The organism is Flavobacterium sp. DG2-3, assembly GCF_030730925.1.
Classification (GTDB): Bacteria; Bacteroidota; Bacteroidia; order Flavobacteriales; family Flavobacteriaceae; genus Flavobacterium.
Window position 1 is genome coordinate 104,287 of sequence record NZ_JAVAMB010000004.1, and the last position, 18,997, is coordinate 123,283.

Sequence of the window (18,997 nt, forward strand, 5' to 3'; positions counted from 1 at the left end):
ATAATAAAGTAACCATATATCAAAGCTGCCATTATGAACAAAATATCATAATGGGAAATATCAAATACAAACATTTCTGATTTTTCTTAAGCAGTTCTTTTTATACTGCGTTCAAACTGAAGATCTAAATAATAATCGATCTGTTTACCAACCAATGCACGGTCTTTTGGCGCAATTTTAGTTCTTATTTCATTTTGGTAAATATCTTTAACAAAAATAAAATATACAAACTCCGCCTTATTGCCAAATCGGGCAATGATAATGAGAGTATAACATAAAAGTGCAGGAATAATGTAGTATAAATCCATTAAGTCGGAAAATATCATACAATAATAGGTTGCAATAGTTACGGCTATAAAAGCGCCGTTTTCAAGAAAATATTTTCTCTTTTTTTTAAGCAGTCCAAGTTCTTTAATTTCATCAAACTGATACTGCCAATTCTTAGATTTGTAACGAAATCTAACCTTGTCGGAAAAAATTGTTAAAGGCATAATAATTTAGTAGGTAAAAATAGATTTAATCTTTTGGTGAAAATCAATTTCTAAAAATTCTTAGGGGGAAAAATTCTTAGATACGCAATATTAAGCATTAACTGCATTTTTTTCTTACAATCAGCATTATAGAATATAACTATAAGTTGTAATTAAATCTTTCGTAAAAGTTATCTTATGTTTATTTATTAGAAAATAAATTAATTCAGAAGATTTGTTTGGGCGTTTCCTTCGGCCGGGCTATCCGCTATATCTTTTTGTTTTTAAAGAAAAAACAAAAAGGATACCGCTCCTATCCCTAACGCGAAATCGGGTCAAATGATTTTTTCGGTGTTATAGATTTTAATTGAAGAATAGTATTTATAGCATTGATAAACCCTATTGAAGCTTTACCCGTTTCCAACTGAAAGTCATAAGTTTTTCCTTCAATATCAATTATTTTAAAAATCGACAATTCTGGTTTATCTATCTTTCCTTTAAAGTTCCCATAAACGAGATCTCTAATTTCTTCAAAACGAATTGATAAAATTATTCCTTCATTTCTCTTTTCAATTATTTGTCGAGTTGTGATAAGTGTTTTTGCATTTGAACTAATAATTTGGAAAATAGGAAATTCATCTTCTTCAATATCAAATTCAATTGATTTATTGCCAATATGAACAGACGAATAAAGCCATTCTTCAGGATTCATTACTTTCCTATAAATAGCTGCACAAACAATATTCTTAATTGATTTATCTGTTTTCATTTTGAATTGCCTCCAGCTTTAGCTGGAGGTAAACAAATGTATATAAAAAAGGCTTTAGCCAAACTTTACAATTTTGGCTAAAGCCCAATTCTAATTCAAACAAAAAACCTCCAGTTAAAACTGGAGGCAATTGATATTAAAAATTAATTCGTGAAAATTAGTGTAATTAGTGTAATTAGTGGCTATAAAAAACAAAAAAATCAATGTTCCCCATATCCAATATCATCCATTTTTCCACTGAAAACGCGATACTGAATAACAAAATAAACAATCACCAAAGCCAAAGCCACAAAAAACCAGCTCAAACCGGCATTTAATCCATATTCGTGAGCGGCAGTATTATAAATCGTTAATGACGGATTAACTTTATTGGTTGATGGCAAAACATTTGGAAAAATAGAAACCGCTGTCGAAGCAAATCCGCCAAGGAGGAATAAGGTTGAAAATACAAATCCGTGTCCATCTTTTTTGAAGGAACGCACTTTGAACAAACCTATTATTCCAACAAAAGTCATTATTGGAAAAAACCACAAAATCGGATTTTCAACAAAATTATGAAATGGTTTCGGCTCAATAAAATGCCAGATTTGCAGCGAAATACAAACCAGAACCAACAAAACGATATTCAACGCGAAAACTACCTTTTTAAGTTTTTCATTTAAAGAAGAATTTGTTTTATAAATAATCCAATTCGCTCCATGAATCGTCAAAGCTACAACGCTCACAATCCCTAAGAAAAGCGTAAACCAATCGATAATTCCCAATTCATTTGCCTGCGGACTAAAAGTTGGGTTCCATAAAGGCAAAAAGAAATAATGTGCTTCCTGCGTAGAAACGCCATTTTGCACCATTCCGAGATTGACACCGCGAACAATATTTCCTAAAGCGATTCCGAAGAAAAGAGCCAAAAGCAAACTTGCAATTCCGAACGCTTTATCCCAAATGGCTTCCCACATGTGATTATGAATCTGTCCGCGCATTTCTAAACCAATCGCACGGAAAATCAAAAGCCATAAAATCATAATCAAAGGCAGATAAAAACCGCTGAAAGAAGAAGCGTATAAAGTAGGAAAAGCAAAAAACAAAACGCCTCCAGCTGCAATCAGCCAGACTTCATTGGCATCCCAAAATGGACCGATCGAATTGGTAATTACTTTTTTATCTCTTTCTGTATCGGCAAAAAATAAATGAATAATTCCTGCACCAAAATCATAGCCATCTAAAACCAGATAAACAGCCAGAATTCCCATTAAAACTACGTACCAAAAAAATTCCATACTTATATTTTTTCTGTTGAAAGTTCCACATGATGCGGACCTTTATTGATAATTTTTCCAACCAAAAGCAAAAACAGCATTCCAAGCAAAAGATATAAACCAATAAAACCTAATAAAGTAAATAAGGTATTTCCTGAAGAAACTGTTGGCGAAGCTCCCGCTGCTGTTCGCAATAAATTATAAACCAACCAAGGCTGTCTTCCTAATTCTGCCGTGTACCAGCCTGTAGTATTGGCAATATATGGAAACGGCATCATGAACATCAGCGACCATAAAATCCATTTGGTTTGGAATAATTTTCCTCGAATTAATTGGAAAAGCGAAAGCACCATCAAGCCAATAAAAACAGTTCCAAGTCCGACCATTATATGATAAGCATAATACAATCCCGAAATATTAGTTGGATGCAGATCTTCTTCAAACTGGTCTAAACCTTTTATTTCCTGGTCCCAGTTTCCGTAAGTCAGGAAACTTAAAATATTTGGAACCGCAATTTTATTATCCAGTTTTTTGTCTTTTACATCGGGCTGACCGATTAAAACAATTTCAGAACCTTTTTTCTCGGTATGAAAAATTCCTTCCATTCCGGCAAAGGTTACGGGTTGGTATTTTACCACATTTTTAGCCAATAAATCTCCCGTTGGAACTGCGACAATTATACTCGAAATCAATCCGAAGATAACGCCAGTTTTAAGGAACAATTTCCCAAACGAAACATTTTTATTACTCAAAATATAAAAAGCGCCAATGCCCGCAACAACAAAAGAACTTGTTACCAAAGAAGCAGCCTGATTATGCAAATACGAAGGCCAAAGCCAAGGATTTAAAAACAAAGCCTGAAAATTATTCAAAACAAATTTTCCGTTTTCGAGAATCTCATAACCAACCGGATTCTGCATCCAAGAATGTGTAGCGATAATTAAAAACCCACTCGCCCAAGAACCAATCATGATTAATAATCCGGTTACAAAGTGCCATTTATGTCCGAGAAGTTTTTCTCCAAACAAAAATATTCCCAGAAAAGAAGATTCTAAGAAAAACGAAAACATTCCTTCCATCGCCAGCGTTTGTCCAATGATTCCGCCTGTCAATTCGGAGAACTTTGCCCAGTTGGTTCCAAACTGAAACTCCATTGGAATTCCGGTTACTACGCCCATTGCAAAATTGAGGGCGAAGATTTTCATCCAGAAATGGGTGGCGTGATTGTATTGTTCGTCTTTAGTTTTGAGGAATTTCCACTTGAAGTACACAATGATCAGCGAAAGACCCATTGTAAGTTGTGGAAAGAGATAATGAAAAGTAATGGTGAACGCGAATTGCATTCGGTCATAAAAGAGCATTTCTTCCATAAGGTAATTTGTTTATGAAGTTCCACAAATTTAACCATTACATCCCGAATTACTGCCCTAAAAAAAGAGTTTATTTTAATTTTTTAAACCATATAAGTGATATAAGTAAATATAAAAATTAGTAGACGCAAAAAGCTCATATCAGATTTGCTCCTGCAAGGTTTTGGAAACCTTGCAGGAAAACAAAAAAACTTATATCACTTATATGGTTTAAAAAAATCATTTCTCCAGAATCCCTTTTTCAACGCTGTCGTTAATCAAACCTTCAGCGTAATTCCATATTGATTTTGAGCCTTCTTTTATGACACTTTTCTTTTCGTAAACTTTATCGTATTTCACTCCAAACTCTTTCCATGTGCCACCGTTATTAGATGTATTTTGCAGAAGAGGCTCTAATCTGTCCATCGATTTGGCAAATTTGGCCTCATTGGTTTCTCCGGCTTCAAATTCTTCCCAGATGGAGATAAACTCTTCTTTTTGTTTTTCTGGCAGTAAACCAAAAATTCTATTTGCTGCCAAACGCTCTTCATCAGTGTTCGAATGATTTTTTACGGTATCGTAAATAAAAACATCTCCAGCATCGATTTCGACAATATCATGAATCAAAACCATTTTTACGACTTTCAGAACATCAATTGGTTCGTTAGAATGTTCAGCTAAAACAATTGCCATAAGAGCTAAATGCCAGCTGTGTTCAGCATCATTTTCGCAACGGTCGCTATTGAATAATTTGGTCTTTCGCTGGATGTATTTTACTTTATCAATTTCTTTTATGAAAGCAATTTGATCTAATAAGTCCTGTGTGTTCATTTTAAATATTTTAGCAAAAAAGCAAAATTACGTAGTTTTTTCACCATATAAGTGATATAAGCAAATTAAGATATATGCTTATTTATATAATCAAAAAATGAACTTATATCACTTATATGGTAAAGACATATTTTTTTACACAAAAACCTAATTTCTGTAACATTAGTCACCCAATTTATTAAAAAACAAAGTTACCTTTGTATCCCATCATTTTACAATATCTATCATGAAAATAGAACAAATTTACACCGGATGCTTAGCACAAGGTGCATACTATATCACTTCAAATGGCGAAGCGGCCATTATTGATCCGCTTAGAGAAACACAGCCTTACTTAGATCGTTTGGAACGAGATGGAGTTAAGCTGAAATATATTTTTGAAACGCATTTTCACGCCGATTTCGTTTCTGGCCACGTTGATTTAAGCAAAGAAACTGGAGCGCCTATTGTTTACGGTCCAAATGCTGCCTGCGAATTTGACTGCGTATCTGCAAAAGACGGACAGGAATTTAAACTTGGAAAAGTAACAATTAAAGTTTTGCATACTCCTGGTCATACCATGGAAAGCTCTACTTTTTTATTAATTGATGAAAACGGAAAAGATCACGCGATTTTCTCTGGAGATACTTTATTTATTGGTGATGTTGGCCGTCCGGATTTAGCTCAAAAAGCAGCGGGAATGACACAAGATCAATTGGCAGGGATTTTATATCATTCGCTAAGAGATAAAATTATGACTTTGGCTGATGATGTAATTGTTTATCCTGCGCATGGTGCAGGAAGTGCTTGCGGAAAAAACATGAGTAAAGAAACCGTTTCAACTATCGGAAATCAAAAAGCGACAAACTATGCTTTGCGCGCTAATATGACCGAAGAAGAGTTTATCAAAGAAGTGACTGACGGTTTATTGCCTCCTCCAGCCTATTTCAGCATGAACGTTGCTATGAATAAAGGCGGTTACGAAAGCTTTGAAACTGTTCTAAACAACGGAATGAAAGCTATAAACGTAAAAGAATTTGAAGCGGTTGCAGAAGAAACTGGAGCTTTGATTCTAGATACTAGAAGCGCTGCTGATTTCAGCAAAGGATTTATTCCACAGTCAATTAATATCGGAATCAACGGTGATTTTGCGCCGTGGGTTGGAACTCTGATTGCTGATGTAAAACAGCCAATTGTTTTAGTTACAGCAGCTGGAATGGAAGAAGAAACAGTAACGCGTTTAAGCCGTGTTGGTTTTGATACTATTATAGGTCATCTACAAGGTGGTTTTGAAGCGTGGCAAAAGGCAGGTTTCGAAATTGATACTGTAAACAGAATTACTGCTGAACAATTTGCTAATGAATTTAAATTCGGCGAAGACAAAGTGGTGGATATTCGTAAAGAAACAGAATACGAAGCAGAACATATAGACGAAGCTTATAGCAAACCTTTAGCTTATATAAATGACTGGGTAAAAGACATTAATCCAAATGAGCATTTTTATCTGCATTGCGCGGGTGGTTACAGAAGCATGATTGCAGCTTCGATTCTACAAGCAAGAGGTTTCAGAAACTTCTCTGAAGTAGAAGGCGGTTTCGGAGCAATTTCAAAAACAAATGTTCCAAAATCAGATTTCGTTTGTCAGAGCAAAGTTTTGAAAGCATAAATATATTTTCACCATATAAGTCATGTAAGTTCATTTTAGTTGGGCTCGATTTAAGATGCTTCTATTTTCTAAATATAACTAGATCATATAAGAATTTTACAAAACAGCTTAAAATTACTTATATCACTTATATGGTTTAAAAAACACTTAAATTCTATTTTTCACCATCTAAGTGATATAAGTTCATTTTAATTGGGGCGTGATCTAACTACTTATATTTTCTTAACTAGAAAATATAAGAATTTCACAAAACAGCTTAAAATTTCTTATATGACTTATATGGTTTAAAAAAACTTAACATTAACTATGAGCATATTAGAAATCATTAAAGAACCTTGGCCGTGGTATGTTGCGGGGCCGTTGATTGGATTGACTGTTCCAATTTTATTAATTATCGGAAATAAATCTTTTGGGATTAGTTCGTCGCTTCGTCACATTTGTGCGGCTTGCATTCCTGCCAATATTTCGTTTTTTAAATACGATTGGAAAAAAGAAAGTTGGAATTTATTCTTTGTTTTCGGAATTTTCATTGGCGGTTTTATTGCTGCTTATTTCCTAACGAATCCAAATCCTGTTGAAATTGCTCCTGAATTATCAGCCAAATTAGCGACGTACGGAATCACAGATCATAGCGGTTTAGTTCCGTCACAATTATTTTCTTGGGAAAGTTTATTAACGCTTCGCGGATTTATTATGATTGTTGTCGGCGGATTTCTTGTAGGTTTCGGAACTCGATATGCTGGTGGATGTACGAGCGGTCATGCGATTATGGGATTATCAAATTTACAATGGCCTTCTCTTGTTGCTACAATCTGCTTTATGATTGGCGGTTTTGTAATGGCACTTTTGATTTTACCTTATATTCTTTCACTTTAAAATTTCGAAAATGAGTTCAGAAAATAAAAATATCGATGGCGAAGGAATCAACGCAAGCCAGAAAAAAGAATCGGTATTCGGAAATTTAAAATATTTAATCGTCGGCATTTTTTTCGGAATTGTATTCGTAAAAGCAGAAATTATCAGCTGGTTTAGAATTCAGGAAATGTTCAACCTTGAGTCGTTTCATATGTATGGCGTAATTGGTTGTGCGGTTGTTGTCGGATTAATTTCAGTACAATTGATTAAAAAATTCAACATCAAAACCCTTGACGGAGAAAAAATCGAGATTCAGCCTAAGACTTTCAACAAAGGACAAATCTACGGCGGTCTACTATTCGGTTTTGGATGGGCAATTACTGGAGCTTGTCCAGGTCCGCTTTTTGCTCAAATCGGGACTGGAGCAACGGTTATTGTTGTGACTTTATTAAGTGCGATTGCCGGAACTTGGTTTTATGGATTAATTAAGGACAAACTGCCTCATTAAGATGATTTAACCGCAAAGTTCGCAAAGTTTTTTCGCAAAGTTCGCAAAGTTTTTTTGACAAAGCTTTGCGAACTTTGCGTTTTATATTGGTTATGTATAAAAACACCTTGCGTTCTTTGCGTTTAAATATTTTTCTTCATCAATTTTTAATTTCGTTTTGTTAAGTTTGCTTTGAACAACATTTCCCAAACAAGCAAACTAAAAATATGATCCGTTCTGAACAGCTCTCTCAATTACAAAATACTGAAAAATGGGACGTAATCATAATTGGCGGAGGCGCAAGCGGTCTCGGAACTGCAATTGATGCTGCCAGCCGTGGCTACAAAACCCTTTTATTAGAAGCAGTTGATTTTGCAAAAGGAACTTCGAGCCGAAGCACCAAATTGGTTCACGGCGGGGTTCGCTATTTGGAACAAGGCAATATCCATTTAGTTCGAGAGGCATTAAAAGAAAGAGGTTTGCTGGCTCAAAATGCCAATCATTTGGTCAAAAACCAGTCTTTTGTAATTCCGAATTACCATTGGTTTGGCGGTTATTTCTATACTTTCGGATTAAAAATTTACGATTTATTGTCGGGTCGTTTGAGTTTAGGAAGCTCCAAATATCTTTCGAAAAAGAAAACCATTGAATTGCTTCCGAACGTAGAAGAAAACGGATTAGCAAATGGCGTTATTTATCATGACGGGCAATTTGATGATTCCCGTTTAGCAATAAACATGGCTCAAACTGCCGTAGAAAATGGCGCTTGTGTTTTAAATTATATAAAAGTTGTCCATTTAGTAAAAGACGAAAAAAATCAGATTATTGGTGTTCAAGCTGTCGATCAGGAAACTGGCATCAAATACGATTTGAAAGGTTCTGCTATTGTAAATGCTACTGGAGTTTTCACCAATGCGATTATGAAACTTAATGATACGGTTTATAAAAAATATATAGTTCCGAGTCAGGGTATTCATTTGGTATTTGACAAATCTTTTCTTCCTGGTGAAAATGCTTTGATGATTCCCAAAACAAAAGACGGGAGAGTTTTATTTGCTGTTCCTTGGCACAATCATATTGTAGTGGGAACGACAGATACTTTAATTAAAAAACAAAGTTTAGAACCAATTGCATTAGAAAGCGAAATTCAATTTGTTTTGGAAACCGCCCAACGATTCTTAGCAAAAAAACCAACAAGAGCCGATGTTTTATCCGTTTTTGCAGGATTACGTCCGTTGGCTGCTCCTGAGGAAGAAGGAAAAAGCACCAAAGAAGTTTCTAGAAGCCATAAAATTATCGTTTCAGAAACAGGCTTAATTACCATTACAGGTGGAAAATGGACTACTTATAGAAAAATTGCAGAAGATATTATTGATAAAGCAATAAAAACGGGAAAACTACCTAAGAAGGAATGTCGTACAGAACATCTTTCCATTCATGGAAACCAGCCAACTAATTCTTTCGATAGAGAAAATCACCTTTATATATATGGTACTGATATTCCGAAAATAATAGAATTAATGGAAAACGAACCTGAATTAAAGGAAAGACTGCACCCTAATTATGAATTTACATTAGCAGAAGTTGTTTGGGCAATTCGCTACGAAATGGCCAGAACTGTTGATGATATTTTAGCGCGACGTGTTCGTTTATTATTTTTAGATGCCAGAGCTGCGATTGAAGTTTCTGAAAAAACCGCACGATTAATTGCTAAAGAATTAGGTCACGATGAAGCGTGGATTATTCAAGAAATTGCAAATTTCAGACAAATTTCGAGAGGTTTTCTTCTTTCTGAGTTTCAGTAAACCATTAAAACTTATTGATTTTGAGCGCCTTTTGCTTTTAGCCATCTTACAAAAAAACAATTTCAGGTTAGTTTTAATCAAAGATTTTTCTTTAGTTTAAAAAAATATTAATTATCAATATATCAATACGTTATATTAAAAAATTACTTTAATTTTATTGTTTTAAAGCTATGTTTTAGTTCATACTAAAACGAATTTATTTGTATTAACAAAAATTTAACACGACACTTGTATATACAACTATTAATTGTTATACATTTGTATATACAAATTATACACTTACGACTATGACAATTGAAGAGGTTATTAAGAGTACGGTTAAGATGGATAATGCGAAAAAAGTTATTCTGAATATCATGTACACACAAAATGTGGTTCAGGATCATTTCAACGAGTTGCTTAAACCGTATGATTTATCTGGTGAACAATATAATGTGTTGCGTATATTAAGAGGACAAAAAGGGAAACCTGCCAATATGTGCGTAATACAAGAGCGTATGCTTGCGAAAACGAGCAACACAACTCGATTGGTAGACAAATTATTATTAAAAGAATTGGTAACCCGAAATGTTTGTCCAGATAACCGAAGAAAAATAGAAGTCTTAATCACTCAAAAAGGATTGGACGTTTTAAAAGAATTAGATCCGAAAGTAGATGCGCATGAAAACACATTTGCTAAAAATTTGAAACCAGACGAACTGGTTTTCTTAAACCAATTATTAGAAAAATTTAGAACCAACAAATAAAATAAATACTATGAGCAATTTCTTAGAAAATCAAAATTGGAGATATGCAACCAAACAATTTGATGCTTCAAAAAAGATATCAGATGCTGATTTAAATACATTAAAGGAGGCTGTTAGATTAAGTGCTTCTTCATACGGATTACAACCTTATAAAGTAGTTATTGTGGAGAATCCAGAAATTAGAGAGCAATTAAAAGCTGCGGCTTGGGGACAAACTCAAATTACAGATGCTTCTCAATTATTCATTTTTGCAAATGATTTAAACCTAGATGCAGGTTCTGTTGATAAATACATCAGCAACATCAGCGAAGTAAGAGGTGTTCCTACAGATGCTTTAGGCGGATTTAGCGACATGATGAAAAATGTAATTGCCAATTTATCTGAAGATGCAAAACACATCTGGACTGCAAAACAAACTTATTTAGCTTTAGGAAACTTATTAAACGCAGCTGCAGAATTAAAAATTGACGCTACTCCAATGGAAGGTTTCAACGCAGCTCAATTCAATGAAATTTTAGGTTTTGATAAATTAGGGCTAAATGCTTCAGTTATCGCTACTGTAGGATATAGACACGAAGACGACAAATCTCAACATAGCAAAAAAGTTAGAAAATCACACGAGGAATTATTTATCACTATATAATTATTTATTAATCAAATTCAAATTTTAATTTTAAACAACATGAAAAATTTAAAAACAATTGCAATAGCATTATTCGTAGCAGCAGCTGGAATCTCAGTAAACGCTCAAACTAAAAAAATCGACGTAAAAGCATCTACTATTAAATGGGTAGGTAAAAAAGTAACTGGAGAGCACTCTGGAACTGTAAACTTCAAAGAAGGTGCTGTAGTTTTCAAAGGAAAAAAATTAGCTGGAGGTAGCTTTACAGTTGACATGACTTCATTAACTGCTACAGATTTAACTGGAGAATACCAAGGAAAATTAAACGGTCACTTAAAAGCTGACGATTTCTTCGGAACTGATAAATTCCCAACTTCAAAATTAGTTTTCAAAACTGTTAATGCAAAATCTGCTGACGTTTATTCTGTAACTGCAGATTTAACTATCAAAGGAATCACTAAACCAGTATCTTTTGACATCACTGTAAAAGGAAACACTGCTACAACTGCTTTCAAAGTTGACAGAACTAAATACGATATTAAATACGGTTCAGGTAGCTTCTTCGACGGTTTAGGAGATAAAACTATCAACGACGAATTCGAATTGGCTGTAGCTTTAAAATTCTAATATTTCAGGCTTACTAAATTCAGAAATACAATAAACCCCAACGGTGTAAAACTGTTGGGGTTTTGTTTTTTTTAAATTATTTATTTCTATAGATTTTCTCGGGATTTTGTCTGGTATCAAATACGTCCAAAATTTCGATAGTGTTTTTCTCCACATTAATCCAATAAATAATTTTATAGTTTTTGTATATTAAATAACGTATTCCGTTCGGATTATTTATTAAAAGCTCTTCTTCTTGACCAATTTCCAAATGTGAAATTAATTTGACAGTTTCTTTTGTAATTCCTGACACAAGATTTCTCGCGACATTTAAACTAGCTTCCCTTTTATAATAATCAAAAATATTCCGTAACTCTTTCTTCGCAAAATCTGTCCAAAATATTTTTAATCCCATTTTTCAATTTCTGTAATTAAATCATGAACCTCAGTCACATGACCATTTTTAGAATCTTGCAAAGAAAGGTCAATTCTTTTTTGAAATTCAGAAATAGACATAGGATTTAATTTAGACTCTTTTTCATTTTCTTTACGCAACAATTTTTCAAACTGTAAAATAGCTTTCTCGCTCTCAAGCTTTAAAAACTCTTTTATGAAAATTATTTTTCTAGTATCTAAGTCCATTTTTACTATTTTTTTCAAAGTTACAAATTATCTGAATATCAAGATTTAATTCTAACTATTTAACAGGTACTGAATATTCAGAACTTCTAACCTTAAACTTTCCACAATCTTAACATTCTTAATATTATAATAACGCTTTCGTAATAAGTATCGGGGCTTTGATTAACATACGGCTTCTAATTTTGGGACAATTAAAAAAAATCACAAACTAGAAATTAAAATCATAGTTATGAAAACAAAATTACGTATTGCATCTATTATCTTCATTATCAGCTTTTTCGCACAAGCTCAACAACAGCAAAAAGGAATCGTTGGTGCAACAAACTGGATGAATAACTGGACGAACTTTAAACCAGCGATAAATGAATACGATGAAGCAACCAATATAATTGCCGGAACAATTGACAAAGATACTAGATTAGTAAAACGTAGTGTTTACCATTTAGTTGGCGTTGTGTACGTTACCAACAATGCTACCTTAACTATCGAGCCTGGAACAGTAATTCGCGGAGACGATAAAACCTGCGGAACTTTGGTTATTACCAATGGTGCAAAAATTATGGCTGAAGGTTTAGAAACTGATCCAATTGTTTTTACTTCAGAAAATGAAAAAAACAATAGAAAACCTGGTGACTGGGGCGGAATTATTATTTTAGGAAAAGCACCAATTAACTCGCTAGGAGGAATCAACACTTTGCCTTTTGATCTAGATCCAACTTTAAACCATTATGGAGGTCAGGATCCAGAAGATAATTCAGGTGTTTTAAAATATGTTCGTATCGAATATGCTGGAAGAAAATTAAGCGCATCTAAAGAGTTAAATGGACTTTCGCTTGCTGGAGTTGGAAGAAAAACTACGGTAAGTAATGTTCAAATTAGTTTTTCAAATGATGATTCTTTCGAATGTTATGGAGGAGATTTAAATTTGAGCAATTTAGTTTCATACAGAACAACAGATGATGACTTTGATTTTACTCAAGGTGCTCAAATCAACATTAGCAATAGTATTGCAATTCGTCACCCATTTTCATCGGATATTTCGGGTTCAAGATGTTTTGAAGTTGATTCATACGAAAAAGTTGCAACGACAGATATGACGAAAAAAATGACCAAAATAAACGCAAACAATATTACTTTGGTCAATTTGGAAGAGAATAATCAGGGCTTAGTAAGAGAATCAGCTCACATTAAAGAAAACACTTTTTTTAATTTAACGAACAGTGTCGTTTCAGGATTTGCGCCTTTTATTTTATTGGAAGGAAATATCGGAAATGGTGAAGCTAATTTATCTAAAATTACTTTTAAAAATGTCGTGGCAAACAACTGTCAAGGTGAAATTGAAAGCGAATCTGGCAGCAATATTCCTGGCATAAAAAGCTATTACAGCAATCCTGCTTTTGGAATAGAATATACTAAAATGAAACTTACAGAGTTATTTGCTATTCCAAGTATTAAAGGAAATCCAGATTTTAGATTAAATGTAAACAACACGTTAGCAATTGGAAATTAAAGAATTACAAAAACACTTTCGATTAAAATTTAACAAATTTCACAGAATCGAAAAGTTTTTTTTCAAATTTTATATACTCTAATTCAAATTACATTTATATCTTTGTGACATCAAAATAAGATATGAAAACAACAATGAACAATATTTGGTGGTGGAAGAATTTACGTCAGACGTCGTGAACGAAGCTTCCTATGGTATTGTAAAAACTATAAAAATTTAAAGGGCTTGTCATCACGACAAGCCTTTTTTTTTGATCAAAACTGAAACACATTAACGAACAACATAAAACTATATATTTTGAAACCTTTTATTCTTAATACACATTACAAACAAATTCTGGCAGATACCGTTACGCCTGTGAGCATTTATTTCAAAATCAGAGATAAATTTCCAAACAGTTTATTGCTGGAAAGTAGCGATTATCATGGTAACGATAACAGTTTCTCTTACATCTGCTGCAATCCGATTGCTACAATTAAAATTGAAAACGAGGTTATCTCCAAAACTTTCCCAGACGGAACTTCAGAAAAAATCACAATCGATTCTTCAACAAATATTCCTCAAGTCATTCAGGAATTTTCAAGTCAGTTTCAATCGGAGAAAAACGATTTCAAATTCATCAACAATGGTTTATTCGGCTACATTTCTTATGATGCTGTTCGTTATTTTGAAAAAGTTTCGATTGCCAAAAAAGACAATGCGACTTCTATTCCAGATGTTTTTTACGCGGTTTACCAGAATATTATTGCGATTAATCACTTTAAAAACGAAGCTTATATTTTCTGCCACAGCGTAGACAATAAAAATAACATTGCAGAAATTGAGCAATTGTTGCAATCCAGAAATATCGCTTCATATAAATTTTCTAAAGAAGGAGAAGGTTTTTCAAATTTAACAGATGAAGAGTTTAAAGCAAATGTGGCTTTAGCCAAAAAACATTGTTACCGCGGAGATGTTTTCCAATTGGTTCTTTCTCGCCGATTTACTCAAGGTTTCAAAGGAGATGAATTTAATGTGTACCGAGCTTTACGAAGCATCAATCCTTCGCCATATTTATTCTTCTTTGATTATGGTGATTTCAAAATATTTGGTTCTTCTCCAGAAGCCCAAATTATTGTAAAAAACAGAAAAGCTGAAATTCATCCAATCGCAGGAACTTTCAAAAGAACTGGAAATGATGAACGCGATGCTCTTTTAGCAAAAGAACTTTCAGAAGATAAAAAAGAAAATAGCGAACACGTTATGCTTGTGGACTTAGCAAGAAACGATTTAAGCCGCAACGGACATGATGTAAATGTAGAAAAATACAGAGAAGTTCAGTTTTTTTCTCACGTAATTCATTTGGTTTCAAAAGTTACGGGGCATTTGCACGACAAAGCAACTACTATGCAAGTTGTAGCCGATACTTTTCCTGCAGGAACTTTGAGCGGAGCGCCAAAACACAGAGCAATGCAGTTAATTGAAGAATGCGAAAAAACAAATCGTAATTTTTACGGAGGCGCAATCGGCGTGATGGATTTTGACGGAAACTTTAACCATGCGATTATGATTAGAACTTTCCTTTCTAAAAATCATCAATTGCATTGTCAAGCCGGAGCCGGAATTGTAGCAAGTTCTGACGAAGAAAGTGAAATGCAAGAAGTTTATAATAAGTTAAGAGCGTTGAATACAGCGCTTGAAATGGCAGAGAAAATATAATTTTTTTTTCAAGTTTTCTTTGTTTAAAGTTATTGGAACGCAAAGCAAACTTGAAACCATAAAAAACAAATCAAAAAACAAACCATAAAAACCACAAATCACATGAAAAAAGCAATGTCAATTTTAATTCTAATCATTACCATTACTTCTTGTAATTCAGAAAAAAAACAGAATCCGATTGAAGGAACCTGGCGACTTATATCGGCAGAAACTACGGAGAAAGATTCGACTTTTTCTACATTCAATAAAAACACCAAAATGATTAAAATTATAAACAGCACTCATTTTGCTTTTATGAACCATGATTTAAAAAACGGCAAAGATTCTACAACAGCGCTATATTTTGCTGGAGGTGGAAAATATACATTGAAAGACAGCATTTATACCGAAAATCTGGAATATTTTAATAATCGTGATTGGGAAAATGGAAAATTTGAGTTTGTGGTAAAAGTTCAAAACGACACTTTAATTCAAAAGGGAGTAGAAAAATTAGAAAAATTAGGAATAGACCGAATTATTACTGAAAAGTACGTTCGAGAGAAATAGAAAAAATTGGTTTCAGGTTTAAAGTTTAAAGTTTCACGTTGCTGGAACTTGAAACAAAAAAACTTGAAACCTGAAACAAAAAATAAAAATGAAAAAAATACTAGTTATAGACAATTACGATAGTTTCACTTACAATTTAGTGCACTATTTAGAAGATTTAAACTGCGAAGTTACAGTTTATAGAAACGACGAATTTGATATTGATGAAATTGCATCTTTTGAGAAAATTTTACTTTCTCCGGGACCTGGAATTCCAGATGAAGCGGGCTTATTAAAAGCGGTAATCGAAAAATACAGTCCTACGAAAAGCATTCTTGGAGTTTGTTTGGGACAGCAAGCAATTGGAGAAGTTTTTGGCGGAACGCTTTCGAATTTGGATAAAGTGTATCATGGTGTAGCTACAAACGTAAAAACTGTGGTTTCAGACGAAATTTTATTTGAAGGTTTAGGAAACGAATTTGAAGTAGGAAGATACCATTCTTGGGTCGTTGACAGTAATTTACCAGACGTTTTAGAAGCAACTTCGGTAGATGAAAATGGCCAGATCATGTCTTTACGCCACAAAAATTATGATGTAAGAGGCGTTCAGTTTCACCCAGAAAGTGTTTTAACACCAAACGGAAAAAGGATTTTAGAGAATTGGATTAAGAGTTAGTGATCAGTGGTCATTATTTTTAGTACTCAGATACAGTAAAACTTTATTCATTTAACATCTTATTGCCATAAAAAATGGAAATATCAATTCTAGAAACTAAAGAAATCAAAATTGAAGATATTTTGATTTTATATAAAGCCAATGAATGGAGTTCGGCGAGCAAACCAAATGAGTTGTATAACGGCCTTTTGAATTCTGAAACTTTGATAACAGCTTGGGAAGGGAAAAAATTGGTCGGACTTGGAAATGCAATTTCAGATGGATTTTTAACCGTTTATTATCCGCATTTATTGGTGCTTCCTGAGTACCAAGGAAAAGGAATTGGAAAGATGATTTTGGATAAAATGCAGGAAAAATATCGTCGCTTTCACATGCAGATGCTTACGGCAGACGGACGCTCCGTTGATTTTTATAAAAAAAACGGATTTGAACGAGCAGGAAAAACAGAGCCGATGTGGATTTATCACGGTAACGAACATTAAGAAATATTATTCAGTTACAGTTTACAGTCAAAAAAACTTAGAACCTTAGCATCTCAGCACCTTAGAACCTTAGAATAAAAAAAATGAAAACAATATTAAATAAATTAATCAATCACGAAGTGCTTTCTAAAGAAGAAGCAAAAAATGTATTGATTAATATTTCAAGCGGTCAGTATAATCCGAGTCAGATTTCGGCATTTTTGACTGTTTTTATGATGCGAAGCATTACAATTGAAGAACTTTCAGGTTTTCGCGAAGCTTTATTAGACCTTTGCGTAAGAGTAGATTTATCAGCTTACAACACGATCGATTTGTGCGGAACAGGCGGTGACGGAAAAGATACTTTCAATATTTCGACTTTGGCTTCTTTTGTTTCTGCAGGAGCAGGAATTAAAGTGGCTAAACACGGAAATTACGGGGTTTCTTCTATTTCTGGATCAAGCAACGTGATGGAAAAAATGGGAATTAAATTTAGCAACGATCCTTCATTTTTAGAAAAATGTATGGACAAAGCAGGAATCTGTGTTTTGCACGCTCCCCTATTTCACCCAGCAATGAAAAATGTCGGACCAATCAGAAAAGAGTTGGCGGTAAAAACCTTCTTTAATATGTTGGGCCCAATGGTAAATCCGGCATTCCCGCAAAATCAATTGGTTGGAGTTTTTAACTTAGAACTAGCGAGAATGTATGCTTATTTATATCAAAATACCGATGTGAATTTTACCATCCTGCATTCGCTTGACGGATATGATGAAATTTCACTGACAGGACCAACCAAAACGATTTCAAATCATATGGAAGGAATGCTAAACCCAGAAGATTTTGGTGTTCGTCTTTTATCTCAAACTGAAATTGAAGGCGGAAAAACGATTGAAGAATCGGCTGAAATTTTCACGAATATCATTTCAGGAAAAGGGAATGAAGCGCAGAATAATGTCGTTTGTGCCAATGCTGCAATGGCGATTTCAACCGTTACAAAATGTTCTCCGCAAGAAGGATTTGAATTAGCAAAAGAAAGTTTATTGTCTGGAAAAGGATTAAAGGCATTACAAACGTTACAAGAATTGAGTAAATAAAATTAAACACAAATTTCACGAATTATCACGAATAAACTTTACGTCTTTGTGACTTTGTGGCAAAACAACAACAATGAACATTTTAGATAAAATAATAATAGACAAAAAACGAGAAGTGATTCTGAAGAAATCAATTATTCCGGTTTCTCAATTAGAGGCTTCTGTGTTTTTTGAAAAGAAAATCATTTCTCTTAGTCAAAAATTGAGAGAAAGCAATTCTGGAATTATTGCCGAACACAAGCGTCGTTCTCCTTCAAAATCAATTATCAACAATAATTTTACTGTTGAAGAAGTCGTTAAAGGTTATGAAAATGCTGGTGCCTGCGGAATCTCCGTTTTAACCGATGGAAAATATTTTGGAGGTTCACTTGACGATTTACTTTTAGCAAGAGCTAGTGTAAATATTCCGCTTTTGCGAAAAGAATTTATTGTAGACGAATATCAGATTCTGGAAGCCAAAGCGCACGGAGCTGATTTAATTTTGCTAATCGCAGCGGTTTTGACGAGAGAAGAAATTAAATCTTTATCTGAATTTGCTAAAAAATTAGGTTTAGAGGTTTTATTGGAAGTTCACAATCAGGAGGAATTAGAAAAATCGATTATGCCAACTTTAGATATGATTGGCGTAAACAACAGAAATTTAAAAACTTTCGAGGTTAGTTTAGATTTCAGTAAAGAATTGGCATCGCAGATTCCAAACGAATTTGTAAAAGTATCAGAAAGCGGAATTTCATCCGTAGAAGCCATTCAAGAACTGAAACCTTATGGATACAAAGGATTTTTAATTGGAGAAAACTTCATGAAAACCGACAACGCAGGAGAAGCTGCAACTGAATTTATTAAACAGCTTTAAAAGTTTTGCCACAAATTTCACAAATTTTCGCGAATTTTTCTTTAGCCACAGATTAAAAGGATTAAAATGATTTAATCTGTAAAATCTTTTAATC

Annotated in this window: 21 protein-coding genes; 14 read left to right on the forward strand and 7 right to left on the reverse strand. The window is 33.6% G+C overall.

The window, feature by feature from the left end; translation table 11 throughout:
• Window positions 1-86: 86 nt before the first annotated feature.
• From Q9Q97_RS07865 to Q9Q97_RS07885, 5 genes are all read right to left on the reverse strand, one after another.
• Window positions 87-491, reverse strand: a complete 405-nt coding sequence (locus Q9Q97_RS07865) for a hypothetical protein (RefSeq protein ID WP_306156011.1) — start codon at window positions 489-491, stop codon at window positions 87-89.
• Window positions 492-789: 298 nt separating this feature from the next.
• Window positions 790-1,239: a hypothetical protein gene (locus Q9Q97_RS07870; protein ID WP_306156012.1), complete on the reverse strand. Its 450-nt coding sequence runs from the start codon at window positions 1,237-1,239 to the stop codon at window positions 790-792.
• A 200-nt stretch (window positions 1,240-1,439) separates the two neighbouring features.
• Complete coding sequence (gene cydB, locus Q9Q97_RS07875; protein WP_306156013.1) at window positions 1,440-2,516, reverse strand: cytochrome d ubiquinol oxidase subunit II; 1,077 nt, start codon at window positions 2,514-2,516, stop codon at window positions 1,440-1,442.
• 2 nt (window positions 2,517-2,518) lie between these two features.
• Window positions 2,519-3,865: a cytochrome ubiquinol oxidase subunit I gene (locus Q9Q97_RS07880; RefSeq protein WP_306156014.1), complete on the reverse strand. Its 1,347-nt coding sequence runs from the start codon at window positions 3,863-3,865 to the stop codon at window positions 2,519-2,521.
• Window positions 3,866-4,084: 219 nt separating this feature from the next.
• Window positions 4,085-4,675: an HD family hydrolase gene (locus Q9Q97_RS07885; RefSeq protein WP_306156015.1), complete on the reverse strand. Its 591-nt coding sequence runs from the start codon at window positions 4,673-4,675 to the stop codon at window positions 4,085-4,087.
• A gap of 226 nt (window positions 4,676-4,901) precedes the next feature.
• On the opposite strand from Q9Q97_RS07885, the gene Q9Q97_RS07890 reads away from it, so the two are divergent.
• The 7 genes from Q9Q97_RS07890 (at window position 4,902) to Q9Q97_RS07920 (ending at window position 11,462) form a co-directional block, all read left to right on the forward strand.
• The gene (locus Q9Q97_RS07890; RefSeq protein ID WP_306156016.1) at window positions 4,902-6,320 is read left to right on the forward strand and encodes a rhodanese-like domain-containing protein; all 1,419 of its coding nucleotides are present in this window, start codon (window positions 4,902-4,904) and stop codon (window positions 6,318-6,320) included.
• 312 nt (window positions 6,321-6,632) lie between these two features.
• Complete coding sequence (locus Q9Q97_RS07895) at window positions 6,633-7,196, forward strand: YeeE/YedE family protein (protein WP_306156244.1); 564 nt, start codon at window positions 6,633-6,635, stop codon at window positions 7,194-7,196.
• Between the two features lie 10 nt (window positions 7,197-7,206).
• Window positions 7,207-7,683: a DUF6691 family protein gene (locus tag Q9Q97_RS07900; RefSeq protein WP_306156017.1), complete on the forward strand. Its 477-nt coding sequence runs from the start codon at window positions 7,207-7,209 to the stop codon at window positions 7,681-7,683.
• A gap of 206 nt (window positions 7,684-7,889) precedes the next feature.
• A complete protein-coding gene (locus tag Q9Q97_RS07905; RefSeq protein WP_306156018.1) occupies window positions 7,890-9,467 on the forward strand; it encodes a glycerol-3-phosphate dehydrogenase/oxidase in 1,578 nt (525 codons plus the stop codon).
• Window positions 9,468-9,754: 287 nt separating this feature from the next.
• Window positions 9,755-10,213 carry a MarR family winged helix-turn-helix transcriptional regulator gene (locus Q9Q97_RS07910; RefSeq protein WP_306156019.1) on the forward strand — a complete coding sequence of 153 codons (459 nt, stop codon included), beginning with the start codon at window positions 9,755-9,757 and terminating at the stop codon, window positions 10,211-10,213.
• 10 nt (window positions 10,214-10,223) lie between these two features.
• Complete coding sequence (locus Q9Q97_RS07915) at window positions 10,224-10,856, forward strand: NAD(P)H-dependent oxidoreductase (protein ID WP_306156020.1); 633 nt, start codon at window positions 10,224-10,226, stop codon at window positions 10,854-10,856.
• Window positions 10,857-10,895: 39 nt separating this feature from the next.
• On the forward strand, window positions 10,896-11,462 hold the full coding sequence (locus Q9Q97_RS07920) for a YceI family protein (protein WP_306156021.1): 567 nt from the start codon (window positions 10,896-10,898) through the stop codon (window positions 11,460-11,462).
• A gap of 76 nt (window positions 11,463-11,538) precedes the next feature.
• Here the strand turns inward: Q9Q97_RS07920 and Q9Q97_RS07925 are convergent, their stop codons facing one another.
• Together Q9Q97_RS07925 and Q9Q97_RS07930 are read right to left on the reverse strand one after the other, a co-directional pair.
• A complete protein-coding gene (locus Q9Q97_RS07925) occupies window positions 11,539-11,856 on the reverse strand; it encodes a type II toxin-antitoxin system RelE/ParE family toxin (protein WP_306156022.1) in 318 nt (105 codons plus the stop codon).
• The gene (locus Q9Q97_RS07930; RefSeq protein WP_306156023.1) at window positions 11,847-12,083 is read right to left on the reverse strand and encodes a hypothetical protein; all 237 of its coding nucleotides are present in this window, start codon (window positions 12,081-12,083) and stop codon (window positions 11,847-11,849) included. The genes Q9Q97_RS07925 and Q9Q97_RS07930 overlap by 10 nt, the downstream gene beginning before the upstream one ends.
• 229 nt (window positions 12,084-12,312) lie before the next feature.
• Between Q9Q97_RS07930 and Q9Q97_RS07935 the strand changes: the two genes are divergently transcribed.
• From Q9Q97_RS07935 to trpC, 7 genes are all read left to right on the forward strand, one after another.
• A complete protein-coding gene (locus Q9Q97_RS07935; protein ID WP_306156024.1) occupies window positions 12,313-13,593 on the forward strand; it encodes a hypothetical protein in 1,281 nt (426 codons plus the stop codon).
• A 297-nt stretch (window positions 13,594-13,890) separates the two neighbouring features.
• Window positions 13,891-15,291 carry an anthranilate synthase component I family protein gene (locus Q9Q97_RS07940; protein ID WP_306156025.1) on the forward strand — a complete coding sequence of 467 codons (1,401 nt, stop codon included), beginning with the start codon at window positions 13,891-13,893 and terminating at the stop codon, window positions 15,289-15,291.
• 102 nt (window positions 15,292-15,393) lie between these two features.
• The gene (locus Q9Q97_RS07945) at window positions 15,394-15,837 is read left to right on the forward strand and encodes a hypothetical protein (protein ID WP_306156026.1); all 444 of its coding nucleotides are present in this window, start codon (window positions 15,394-15,396) and stop codon (window positions 15,835-15,837) included.
• Window positions 15,838-15,925: 88 nt separating this feature from the next.
• On the forward strand, window positions 15,926-16,492 hold the full coding sequence (locus Q9Q97_RS07950) for an aminodeoxychorismate/anthranilate synthase component II (RefSeq protein ID WP_306156027.1): 567 nt from the start codon (window positions 15,926-15,928) through the stop codon (window positions 16,490-16,492).
• 74 nt (window positions 16,493-16,566) lie between these two features.
• Entirely contained in the window at window positions 16,567-16,974 is a 408-nt protein-coding gene (locus Q9Q97_RS07955; protein WP_306156028.1) for a GNAT family N-acetyltransferase, read from the forward strand.
• Between the two features lie 83 nt (window positions 16,975-17,057).
• The gene (gene trpD, locus Q9Q97_RS07960; RefSeq protein ID WP_306156029.1) at window positions 17,058-18,050 is read left to right on the forward strand and encodes an anthranilate phosphoribosyltransferase; all 993 of its coding nucleotides are present in this window, start codon (window positions 17,058-17,060) and stop codon (window positions 18,048-18,050) included.
• A gap of 73 nt (window positions 18,051-18,123) precedes the next feature.
• The gene (trpC, locus tag Q9Q97_RS07965; RefSeq protein WP_306156030.1) at window positions 18,124-18,903 is read left to right on the forward strand and encodes an indole-3-glycerol phosphate synthase TrpC; all 780 of its coding nucleotides are present in this window, start codon (window positions 18,124-18,126) and stop codon (window positions 18,901-18,903) included.
• Window positions 18,904-18,997 lie beyond the last annotated feature (94 nt).

Coding starts and splice junctions, on each gene's coding strand:
- Q9Q97_RS07885 (WP_306156015.1), bottom strand. CDS start 4,675: ATGAACACACAGGACTTATTAGATCAAATTGCTTTCATAAAAGAAATT.
- Q9Q97_RS07930 (WP_306156023.1), bottom strand. CDS start 12,083: ATGGACTTAGATACTAGAAAAATAATTTTCATAAAAGAGTTTTTAAAG.
- Q9Q97_RS07955 (WP_306156028.1), top strand. CDS start 16,567: ATGGAAATATCAATTCTAGAAACTAAAGAAATCAAAATTGAAGATATT.
- Q9Q97_RS07900 (WP_306156017.1), top strand. CDS start 7,207: ATGAGTTCAGAAAATAAAAATATCGATGGCGAAGGAATCAACGCAAGC.
- Q9Q97_RS07915 (WP_306156020.1), top strand. CDS start 10,224: ATGAGCAATTTCTTAGAAAATCAAAATTGGAGATATGCAACCAAACAA.
- Q9Q97_RS07950 (WP_306156027.1), top strand. CDS start 15,926: ATGAAAAAAATACTAGTTATAGACAATTACGATAGTTTCACTTACAAT.
- trpC (WP_306156030.1), top strand. CDS start 18,124: ATGAACATTTTAGATAAAATAATAATAGACAAAAAACGAGAAGTGATT.
- Q9Q97_RS07925 (WP_306156022.1), bottom strand. CDS start 11,856: ATGGGATTAAAAATATTTTGGACAGATTTTGCGAAGAAAGAGTTACGG.
- Q9Q97_RS07890 (WP_306156016.1), top strand. CDS start 4,902: ATGAAAATAGAACAAATTTACACCGGATGCTTAGCACAAGGTGCATAC.
- Q9Q97_RS07910 (WP_306156019.1), top strand. CDS start 9,755: ATGACAATTGAAGAGGTTATTAAGAGTACGGTTAAGATGGATAATGCG.
- Q9Q97_RS07880 (WP_306156014.1), bottom strand. CDS start 3,865: ATGGAAGAAATGCTCTTTTATGACCGAATGCAATTCGCGTTCACCATT.
- Q9Q97_RS07935 (WP_306156024.1), top strand. CDS start 12,313: ATGAAAACAAAATTACGTATTGCATCTATTATCTTCATTATCAGCTTT.
- Q9Q97_RS07905 (WP_306156018.1), top strand. CDS start 7,890: ATGATCCGTTCTGAACAGCTCTCTCAATTACAAAATACTGAAAAATGG.
- trpD (WP_306156029.1), top strand. CDS start 17,058: ATGAAAACAATATTAAATAAATTAATCAATCACGAAGTGCTTTCTAAA.
- cydB (WP_306156013.1), bottom strand. CDS start 2,516: ATGGAATTTTTTTGGTACGTAGTTTTAATGGGAATTCTGGCTGTTTAT.
- Q9Q97_RS07920 (WP_306156021.1), top strand. CDS start 10,896: ATGAAAAATTTAAAAACAATTGCAATAGCATTATTCGTAGCAGCAGCT.
- Q9Q97_RS07865 (WP_306156011.1), bottom strand. CDS start 491: ATGCCTTTAACAATTTTTTCCGACAAGGTTAGATTTCGTTACAAATCT.
- Q9Q97_RS07870 (WP_306156012.1), bottom strand. CDS start 1,239: ATGAAAACAGATAAATCAATTAAGAATATTGTTTGTGCAGCTATTTAT.
- Q9Q97_RS07945 (WP_306156026.1), top strand. CDS start 15,394: ATGAAAAAAGCAATGTCAATTTTAATTCTAATCATTACCATTACTTCT.